The 8739-nt window shown below is 49.7% G+C and carries 7 protein-coding genes; 5 read left to right on the forward strand and 2 right to left on the reverse strand.

Going from position 1 to position 8739, the window contains the following annotated elements; genetic code table 11:
* The 4 genes from MAQ5080_RS15530 (at position 1) to MAQ5080_RS15545 (ending at position 5867) form a co-directional block, all read left to right on the forward strand.
* Positions 1–594, forward strand: a complete 594-nt coding sequence (locus MAQ5080_RS15530) for a DUF2760 domain-containing protein (RefSeq protein ID WP_067212365.1) — start codon at positions 1–3, stop codon at positions 592–594.
* Positions 595–2343, forward strand: a complete 1749-nt coding sequence (locus tag MAQ5080_RS15535; RefSeq protein WP_067212362.1) for an Hsp70 family protein — start codon at positions 595–597, stop codon at positions 2341–2343.
* Complete coding sequence (locus MAQ5080_RS15540) at positions 2343–5042, forward strand: hsp70 family protein (RefSeq protein WP_067212358.1); 2700 nt, start codon at positions 2343–2345, stop codon at positions 5040–5042. Before MAQ5080_RS15535 ends, MAQ5080_RS15540 begins: the two co-directional genes overlap by 1 nt.
* A gap of 108 nt (positions 5043–5150) precedes the next feature.
* A complete protein-coding gene (locus MAQ5080_RS15545; protein ID WP_067212355.1) occupies positions 5151–5867 on the forward strand; it encodes an SIMPL domain-containing protein in 717 nt (238 codons plus the stop codon).
* Here the strand turns inward: MAQ5080_RS15545 and MAQ5080_RS15550 are convergent.
* Together MAQ5080_RS15550 and MAQ5080_RS15555 are read right to left on the reverse strand one after the other, a co-directional pair.
* Positions 5864–6349, reverse strand: a complete 486-nt coding sequence (locus MAQ5080_RS15550; RefSeq protein WP_067212353.1) for a putative 4-hydroxy-4-methyl-2-oxoglutarate aldolase — start codon at positions 6347–6349, stop codon at positions 5864–5866. The two genes, MAQ5080_RS15545 and MAQ5080_RS15550, sit on opposite strands and share 4 nt — an antisense overlap.
* Positions 6350–6717: 368 nt before the next feature.
* On the reverse strand, positions 6718–7227 hold the full coding sequence (locus MAQ5080_RS15555; protein ID WP_067212350.1) for a hypothetical protein: 510 nt from the start codon (positions 7225–7227) through the stop codon (positions 6718–6720).
* A gap of 36 nt (positions 7228–7263) precedes the next feature.
* Here MAQ5080_RS15555 and MAQ5080_RS15560 point away from each other — a divergent pair, with 36 nt between their 5' ends.
* Complete coding sequence (locus MAQ5080_RS15560) at positions 7264–8415, forward strand: M14 family metallopeptidase (RefSeq protein ID WP_067212346.1); 1152 nt, start codon at positions 7264–7266, stop codon at positions 8413–8415.
* The last annotated feature ends 324 nt before the right edge of the window (positions 8416–8739 follow it).

Consider the following 8739-nt stretch of genomic DNA (forward strand, 5'->3'; position numbering starts at 1 on the left):
ATGGCAGATGAAATTAAATCAATCGGCTTCGTATCGCGCTTCTTTGGCGCCTTCGGCCAGTTTTTTAAATACATGGGTAATGGCCAATACGCAGCCCGCTGTTCGGCAGTAAGTGAAGGGCAAAAATTTGCTTCCGAAGTAGAACCAGAAGTTGTTACCAAAACTGTCGAAGTCGTAAAGGAAGTCGAAGTTCAAGCACCGAAGCTTGATACCGTCAGTGAAGATGGTGCGTTGCAACTGTTGCAGTTACTGCAGCAGGAAGCACGTTTTATCGATTTCGTAAAAGAAAGTATTGACGGCTACAGTGATGCAGATGTTGGTGCGGCAGCGCGCCAAATTCATGCCGGTTGCTCAAAGGTAGTGAGCCAGTACTTTACTGTAGATGTAGTAAATGATGCGCCTGAGAACAGTCGTGTTGAAGTGGCTGCAGATTACGATCCGAAAGCGATCAAACTAGAAGGTCGCGTGCAGGGCGAAGGCCCATACGCAGGCACCTTGATTCACCCAGGTTGGCAAGTAACGTCAACCAACCTACCAAAAGTTTCTAACACAGATAGCCTACATATTTTGGCGCCTGCGGAAGTAGAGGTTTAAGTGGCACAGTATTTTATCGGTATCGATTTGGGTACCACACACTCAGCAGTGTTTTATGCAGAGCAAGGTGAAGACGCAACGCTTCAGCAATTAACCATCCCTCAGCTAACCGCCGCGGGCCGAGTAGAAGAATTGGCATTGTTGCCATCGTTTGCCTACTTTCCTCATGCAACTGAATTTCTAGAAAGCGATCGTCAGTTGCCTTGGGGTAAAGTCGATGTGATCGTCGGTGCCTTGGCCCGTGAGCTTGGTGGTAAATCACAAGGTCGTATGGCACAAAGTGCGAAAAGCTGGCTCTGTCACACACGCGTGAATGCGGACGAGCAAGTGTTACCGGTTGATGCACTAGAAGAAGTTGAAAAAGTGTCACCTGCTCAGGTAACGGAATGGTACATCGAACATCTTGTCAGCGCTTGGAACCATAAATTTCCTGATACACCGATGGCAGAACAGCAAGTGGTCATTACCGTGCCAGCGTCGTTTGACCCTGCCGCCCGTGCTATTACAGAGAGTGCCGCAAACAAAGCAGGCTTGCGTGCTCGCTTAATTGAAGAGCCACTAGCCGCTTTTTATGCTTGGTTGGCCGATCAGCCAAAGTGGACCGATTCACTAAACGTTGATGATCACATTCTGGTGGTCGACGTAGGTGGTGGTACCACTGACTTGTCATTGATCCAAGCGGTGGATCAAGACGGCAGTCTAGGTCTTGAGCGTGTTGCTGTAGGTCGTCACATCCTCTTGGGTGGTGACAACATGGACATGACCTTAACTTATCATCTCGCTGGTCAATTAGCGCAACAGGGCACGCAACTTGAGCCTTGGCAAATTACGGGCTTGACGCAAGCTTGTCGTGAAGCGAAAGAGCGTTTGTTGGGCAACCAAGACTTAGCCGATGCGACGGTGGTCGTGCCAAGTCGTGGTCGCAGTTTGTTTAATAACAGCATTAAGGCGACGCTGACGCAGGAAGATGTCCAACAACAGCTGTTAGCAGGTTTCTTCCCAGCGGTTACTTTGGGTGAACGCGCTCAAGCGGCGCAGCGCTCAGGCTTTGCCGCAATCAACCTTGATTATGAAGCCGATCCAGCGATCACGCGTCATATTTCGGAGTTTCTAGCAACCGTTGAAGTGGTGCCGAATAAGGTACTTTTAAACGGTGGTGTATTTAACGCGAAACCGATTCGCGATTTGCTAGAGCAACGCTTGCAAGAAATGCTTGGCGAGCACACGGAATTGACCATGCTCACGCCTGCACACCTTGACCACGCGGTGGCGCAAGGTGCAGCCTTCTATGAGAAAGTTCAGCAAGAAGGTGGGGTTAAAGTTAAGAGCGGTTTGGCGGCCAACTATTACATTGGTGTGGCCAGCCCAATGCCAGCGATCCCTGGCATGGCTCCGCCAGTAGACGCTTTGTGTGTGGCCCTCTTTGGTTTAGAAGAAGGTTCTGATGAGCAGATGTTGCCTAACGAGTTCTCCCTTGTCGTTGGTGAAACGGTGACATTCCGTTTCTTCCAATCACAAGGCGCAGACGTCGACAGCCTAGGCAAACTGATTCCATCCTTCTCAGTCCCCGCACTCAGCGAGTTGAGCCCATTGTCGATTGCCTTAGATGCCGGCCAATACTCAGAAGGTGATATGGTTCGTGTGTGTCTATCTTCACGAGTGACCGAGCTTGGTTTGCTCTTGCTGCAAGCGCACGATGTCAAATCGGACATGGTATGGACCATCGAATTCCAAGTTAGGGAGTCTTAATGGCAAACGCTCGATATCGTATTGGTATTGATTTAGGCACCACAAATTGTGTGGTGTCTTACCTTGCGGCGGGCGAGACAGAGCCCAAGCTGTTAGAGATTCCCCAGTTTATGGCCGATGGCACAGTGCGCCCATCGACGCAGTTGCCAAGTGCGGTGTACCTGTTGGCAAAAGACGAGCAGGGCAAAATCGAACCTGTATTGCCATGGCGCGGACAAGCGACCGATTTAATCGTTGGTCACGGTGCTCTAGAGTTAGGGCAACGCCGCTCGGGGCAATTGGTACAAAGTGCCAAAAGCTGGCTCAGTCATCGCCAGGTGGACCGTCGAGAAGCGATTCTGCCTTGGGGCAGTGAAGCAGCACGCAAAGTGAGCCCTCTACAAGCCAGTGCTTGTATCCTGTCTCATATTCGTGCGGCTTGGAATCATGCTTTTGCAGACGCGCCGATTGAAAAGCAAGACGTAGCACTGACGTTACCAGCCTCATTTGATGAGGAAGCCCGTGCCTTGACCTTAGAGGCGGCAAAGGAAGCAGGCTTCGGGGAATTGTATTTGCTCGAAGAGCCGCAGGCCGCTTGTTATCACTTTATCCGCAATCAAGACAACCTAGATGTGCTGGCACAAGGGAAGATGCTGTTGGTGGTCGATATTGGTGGCGGTACGACTGACTTTAGTCTGGTTCGTATTGATACCACAAGCCAGGGCAAAACCAGTCTTAAGCGGGTGGCGGTTGGTGAGCATTTATTGCTGGGCGGGGATAATCTCGACCAAGCCCTAGCGTATCAGCTTGACCCCCGCCAAATTTCTGCATTGTCGGCCTCACGCTTGGCCGCTTTGGTACAACAAACTCGTAAAGCCAAAGAGACCTTACTCGGGGATTCAGCCCCAGAGTCTGTCACATTAACTGTCCTTGGTGGCGGTAGTCGCCTAATTGGTGGTTCGCAGAAGTTTACGGTAGAGCGCTCCCAGCTTGTGGAGCAGGTTGAGTTAGGCTTTTTGCCACTTGAATCGTTTGAGGCAGTGGTACAAAAAAGTGATTATGCGGTACACACCCTCGGCTTGCCTTATGAAAGCGATGCTGCGTTTACACGTCACTTAGCTGCGTTTTTGCGTTGTCATCGTGCTGAAATCGAGGCTGCGACGGGTTCAAACATGCCTGATGTGGTGCTCTTTAACGGCGGTCTATTCAACAGTGATTTGCTCAAAGGCAGAGTGCTGGGGCAATTAAATCAATGGTCTGATAAGCCGTTAATCGTGTGCGATGCTTCAGAGCCTAATGATGCGGTAGCCAAAGGTGCGGCGCAGTACTTACGCTCGTTGGCAGGCGAATCAGAGCGCATAGAGAGTGGTGTGGCGCACGGTTTGTTCTTAAAGTTGGCAGATGGTCAATTTCTAGGCTTATTGCCCAAAGGCACGCCTAAAGAAGAACAGATTAAGCTCACGCAAACCTTTAAAGTCAAAATGGGTGAGCAGGTTCAATTTCCGCTCTATCGTTGTGACGATCACCTAGAGTGTGAAGTAGGTGAGCTAAAAGCCAGTGAGTCAGGTCTACACTTTGTCTCGAACTTGGTGACCGAGCTTGATGGTAACGTGGACAGCGATACTGTTGAAGTTGCCCTAACGGCCACCATGACGGAAGTCGGCATTTTGAAGGTTGAGCTGCGTGCAGAATCTCAAAATGATCAGTGGGTTTTACAGTTCGGGGTAGCCAAAGCTTCTGAAGAGCAGTCGGCAAATGATCAGGACGGTCCTTTACATAGTAATATGGGCCAAGCAGAAGAACACCTTGTGAAGTGTTTCTCAGCCGCCGGTCAAAAAGAATACCCTGATCTCGTTAAATCCCTAAAGCAGGACTTAGACCGTTTACTGGGAGATCGAGAAGAGTGGAATCTCGCTACCTCTCGCCGTTTGGCGGACAAATTGCTGGCCGTCAAAGGGGGGCGTACGAAATCGCCCCAGCATGAACGTCAGTGGCTACAGTTGATAGGGTTCTGTTTGCGACCTGGTTACGGAGCGTTAGGCGATGAGGCGCGTGTTGAGCAAGCGATGAATGCTACTAAGCAGGGGCCAAAGCACGATCAAGCCCCCGTCTGGGGGCAGCATTGGACTCTGTATCGCCGAATCGCAGGAGGCTTAACCGCCGCAAATCAAGAAACGCTGTACAAGCAATTTGCGCAATATTTCTCGCCTGCCGGTTTGCGTTCGCGAGAAAAGCAAAAAGCGGTCACGACCAAATCCAGTGATGACATGATTCGCATGGTGGGTGCGTTAGAGCGACTGCCAAAAGAGCGCAAACTGGAAACCATTGATTGGCTCACGAAGCGTTTGAAGAAATCCTCAGAGCCAGATACGGCTTGGTGGTCTGTGGGGCGTTTGGCATCACGCCGTTTACTGCTGGATGAAGATCACAATATGCTGGAGGAATCATTGGCCATTAAGTTGGTCCAAGAAACTCTTAAGGAAGATTGGAAAAAGCGTAAACAGGCGGGGCTTGCTGCGGTACTGATGGTGCAGATGGGCAAAGGTGAAGACAGCAAGGAACTGAAAAGTTTGCGGAAAAAGGTCATTGATAAGCTGAAGAAGGATAAATGCCCAGCCCAGTGGTTGCAGCGTTTACAGTCTGAAGCCGCCGAATTTAGTGATCTAGAGCTGTCTAAGCTGGTTGGCGAAACCCTGCCGATTGGTCTATCTTTAAGTTAAGTCTGCTGTTAAGCAGAACTTATTCACTCAGAGTGAAGTCAAAGGGGAAAGCAAGGCGCTTTCCCTTTTTTATTGGGCGTTAAAAATGGATGTGTTAGGAGCGAAAGCATGCAAAAAATCACTACCGCGGCAGCTATCTTAGGCAGCAGCATTTTGCTAGGGTCTTTGGGCTTGGGTTGGATTGCAAACACCACCGCTAATCAGATGAAATCTTATGAGCGCAGTGTAACTGTTAAAGGTTTAGCGGAAAATGAAGTGGCAGCGAATGTCGCCATTTGGCCTATCCAGTTTACTGTTGCTTCTAATGAGTTAGAGCAGCTCTATGCGGATACAGAATCCAATACCAAAAAGATCGTCTCCTTCCTTGAACAGAATGGTATTGAAGCAGACGAAGTGACCGTCAGTCCGCCTGCAATCGTGGATAAACTAGCGCAGCAATATGGCGGTAATGGACGAGCAGAATTTCGCTATAACGCCAATCAAAGGGTGACCGTCTACAGTACTCAAATTGACACTGTGCGCAACGCACAGACTAAGCTGTCCGATCTGGGTAAGCAGGGGGTCGTGTTATCGGGCGACATGTATCAGGTGCGCACTGAGTATTTGTATACCGACCTGAATCGCATTAAACCAGCAATGATTGAACAGGCGACCCAGAATGCCCGTGAAGTGGCACAGAAGTTTGCCGCCGATTCAAATAGCCGCCTAGGTAAAATTAAACAAGCGTCACAGGGGCAGTTTTCGATCAGCGACCGCGATCAAAATAACCCCCACATAATGAAGGTACGGGTTGTCTCGACGGTGACCTACTACTTGGTGGATTAGGGCAGTGCGAGCGGTTGCTTCGCCACCAAAATACCATTGCAGTCACAATAGATGTGATCACCATTGGCAATGGTGATCCCTGCAAAATTAAGGGTTTTGCCTACTTCGCCAAGCCCTTTTTTTTCGGTTGGCATTGGGTGCGCGCACAGGGCTTTGACACCTAGGTTCACTTTGGCTTGGGCCGCGACATCACGAATTGCACCATGAATAACAATGCCTTCCCAGCCCATTTCAGCGGCTTTCTCGGCCCACATATCGCCTAATAATGCGCGACGACGGCTGCCGCCACCATCGACGACCAGCACCTTGCCTTTACCTGGTGTCTGCACCAGTTCTTTAACGCGGCTATTGTCTTCAAAGCAATAAACGGTGACCACTTCACCATGGAAATGATCGCGGCCACCAAAGTCTTGAAAAATAGGCTCGGCGATTTGTACATGCTTAGGGTAGAGGTCACACAAGTCTGGCAAAATGTCTTTCATAGTGAATTCCAACGTGATGAAAATGACTGTCCCTGATGGTAATTTGGTCGTACGAACCATCTCCTAGTGGCGATGTAAGCTCAGCTTCCCCGAATGGAGTCGGTGCGTACGAGCGGGTGCATCCCGCGATTAAACCATCGCTTCCCCGAACGGAGTCGGGTCGTACCAGCGGGTTGTATCCCGCGATTAAACCATCGCTTCCCCGAATGGAGTCGGGTCGTACCAGCGGGTTGTATCCCGCGATTAAAACATGGCTTCCCCGAACAGAGTCGGGTCGTACTAGTTGAATATGACAATCACTTTAGAAGTATATGAAACGAGGTGCTATAGCACCTCGTTTATATTCGCTATTCAGGCCGCATTTGCAATTATTCCGTTTCCAAAGCGCTCAAGTCCAGTAAGTCATAGCTAGCCGCCAGCTGCAGCAAGCTCATAATTTGCTCATCAGGACTTAATAGGTGCAGCGGTGTGTTATCACCTTGTTCTTCACGAGCGCGATGCAGTTCAATATCACGCTCGCTAAACCACTGCTCAATGGAGATAATCTCAAACGCTGGATCTAGCCCTTTGGTGTCGTATAAGGTTTCTACAAGGGCTTCTACGGTTTCAGCATCCACCGCGTAAAGTGTATCTGTGTCCAGCTCGGTGGCCCATTCAGACAAGATGTCTTGTGCTTCATAGCCGAACTCGTACAGTTGTTGTTCGTCTAAGTTTTGCAAATTAGGTTCGATGGCGTGCTCATGCAACCAGTCGTCGTCAGGGGTTACCAGTACTTCTTTGATTTGGCCATCGTGAGTGGACCAAGTAAATAGCAACGGAAAGTGCGGTTCGTCGGTAGAGTTAGCGACAGCGCTTATGAATATGGGTAAACTTGCCATAATGAAATTTAACAGCCTAGCGTTAAGGAAGAGTGAATGACTAGCCGACTCAAAATCAGCAGTTTCTTTGATGGCGGTAATATCGAAGTGATCGACGCCACAGAGCCGGACAATATTAGAGTAAATATACCAAAAGATACAAACTCTGATTTCTTCCAATGGTTCTATTTCCGTTTACAGGGCGGTATGGGTGAGCAGTGTGTTATCCGCTTTGAGAATGCAGCCGATGCAGCGTTTGCCGAAGGCTGGGATGACTACCAGGCGGTGGCCTCTTATGATCGTGAGCATTGGTTTCGAGTGCCAACAGAATACCTAGACGGTGTGCTTGAGGTCACTCACACGCCTGAGCAAGACAGTGTTTACTACGCCTACTTTGCTCCCTACAGCTACGAGCGTCATCTTGATATGGTCGCGTGGGCAGCTAGCTATGAAGACTGTATTACCCATCATATTGGTGAAACGGTGGAAGGTCGTGATATCACCATGCTGGAAGTGAGCAAGACCCAAGGGTTGGCGAAAAATATTTGGATCATTGCGCGTCAGCATCCAGGTGAAACCATGGCGGAGTGGTTTATGGAAGGTCTGCTGGAGCGTATTTTTGATGAGTCTCATCCCGTCGCTCGTGCCCTTTTAGAGCAATGCCGTTTTTACATTGTGCCCAATATGAACCCAGATGGTGCTGTGCACGGCAATTTGCGCGTTAACAGCAAAGGTGTGAACCTGAATCGTGAATGGAAGCGTGCAACGCAAGAACGCAGTCCTGAAGTACTCGCGGTACAAAAGAAAATGTCCGAAACAGGCGTCGACCTGTTCTTAGACATTCATGGCGATGAAACACTGCCCGTCAACTTCGTTGATGGCTGTGAAGGGGTGCCAAACTTCGATCAACGTATGGCCGATATGGAAGCCATCTTTGAAGAAATCTTCACCGCCGTTAGCCCAGACTTCCAAAATGAAATTGGCTATGAAAATGTTCGTTACGGAGAAGAAACGCTAACCGTGGCCTCTAAGTGGGTAGGGAATACCTACCGCTGCTTATCGCTTACCTTAGAGATGCCATTTAAAGATAACCAGAATCTACCTGATGAAGTCGTGGGTTGGTCGCCAGAGCGTTGTAAGATCTTAGGTGCCGATGTGTTGTACCCAATCTATCATGTGGTGAACAGCGAGCATATGAAAGGCGATTAAGCGCCTTTCTTTCTCAAACGAGGTTCGGGTGGTACGAGCGGGTTGCATCCCGTGATTGAAGCATTGCTTCCCCGGACACAGCCGGGTCGTACGAGCGGGTTATATCCCGCGATTGAAGGATTTCTTCCCCGAACACAGACGGGTCGTACGAGCGGGTTGTATCCCGCGATTGAAAGATTTCTTCCCCGGACACAGCCCAGGGCGCGAGCATACTTTGAAGAACTAGCTTCAAACCTGCCAAAACCTGTATTGTAGCGCTTATTAGTTCATCAAACAGGCTTCATTCCGTGACTCTTATCGAACATCTATCTGTCATCAAAGAAA

The organism is Marinomonas aquimarina, assembly GCF_900089755.1.
Taxonomy (GTDB): domain Bacteria; phylum Pseudomonadota; class Gammaproteobacteria; order Pseudomonadales; family Marinomonadaceae; genus Marinomonas; species Marinomonas aquimarina.

What these genes read in the sequence shown, in the direction of transcription:
- MAQ5080_RS15545 (WP_067212355.1), top strand. Translation starts at nt 5,151, where the DNA reads ATGCAAAAAATCACTACCGCGGCAGCTATCTTAGGCAGCAGCATTTTG.
- MAQ5080_RS15540 (WP_067212358.1), top strand. Translation starts at nt 2,343, where the DNA reads ATGGCAAACGCTCGATATCGTATTGGTATTGATTTAGGCACCACAAAT.
- MAQ5080_RS15555 (WP_067212350.1), bottom strand. Translation starts at nt 7,227, where the DNA reads ATGGCAAGTTTACCCATATTCATAAGCGCTGTCGCTAACTCTACCGAC.
- MAQ5080_RS15530 (WP_067212365.1), top strand. Translation starts at nt 1, where the DNA reads ATGGCAGATGAAATTAAATCAATCGGCTTCGTATCGCGCTTCTTTGGC.
- MAQ5080_RS15560 (WP_067212346.1), top strand. Translation starts at nt 7,264, where the DNA reads ATGACTAGCCGACTCAAAATCAGCAGTTTCTTTGATGGCGGTAATATC.
- MAQ5080_RS15550 (WP_067212353.1), bottom strand. Translation starts at nt 6,349, where the DNA reads ATGAAAGACATTTTGCCAGACTTGTGTGACCTCTACCCTAAGCATGTA.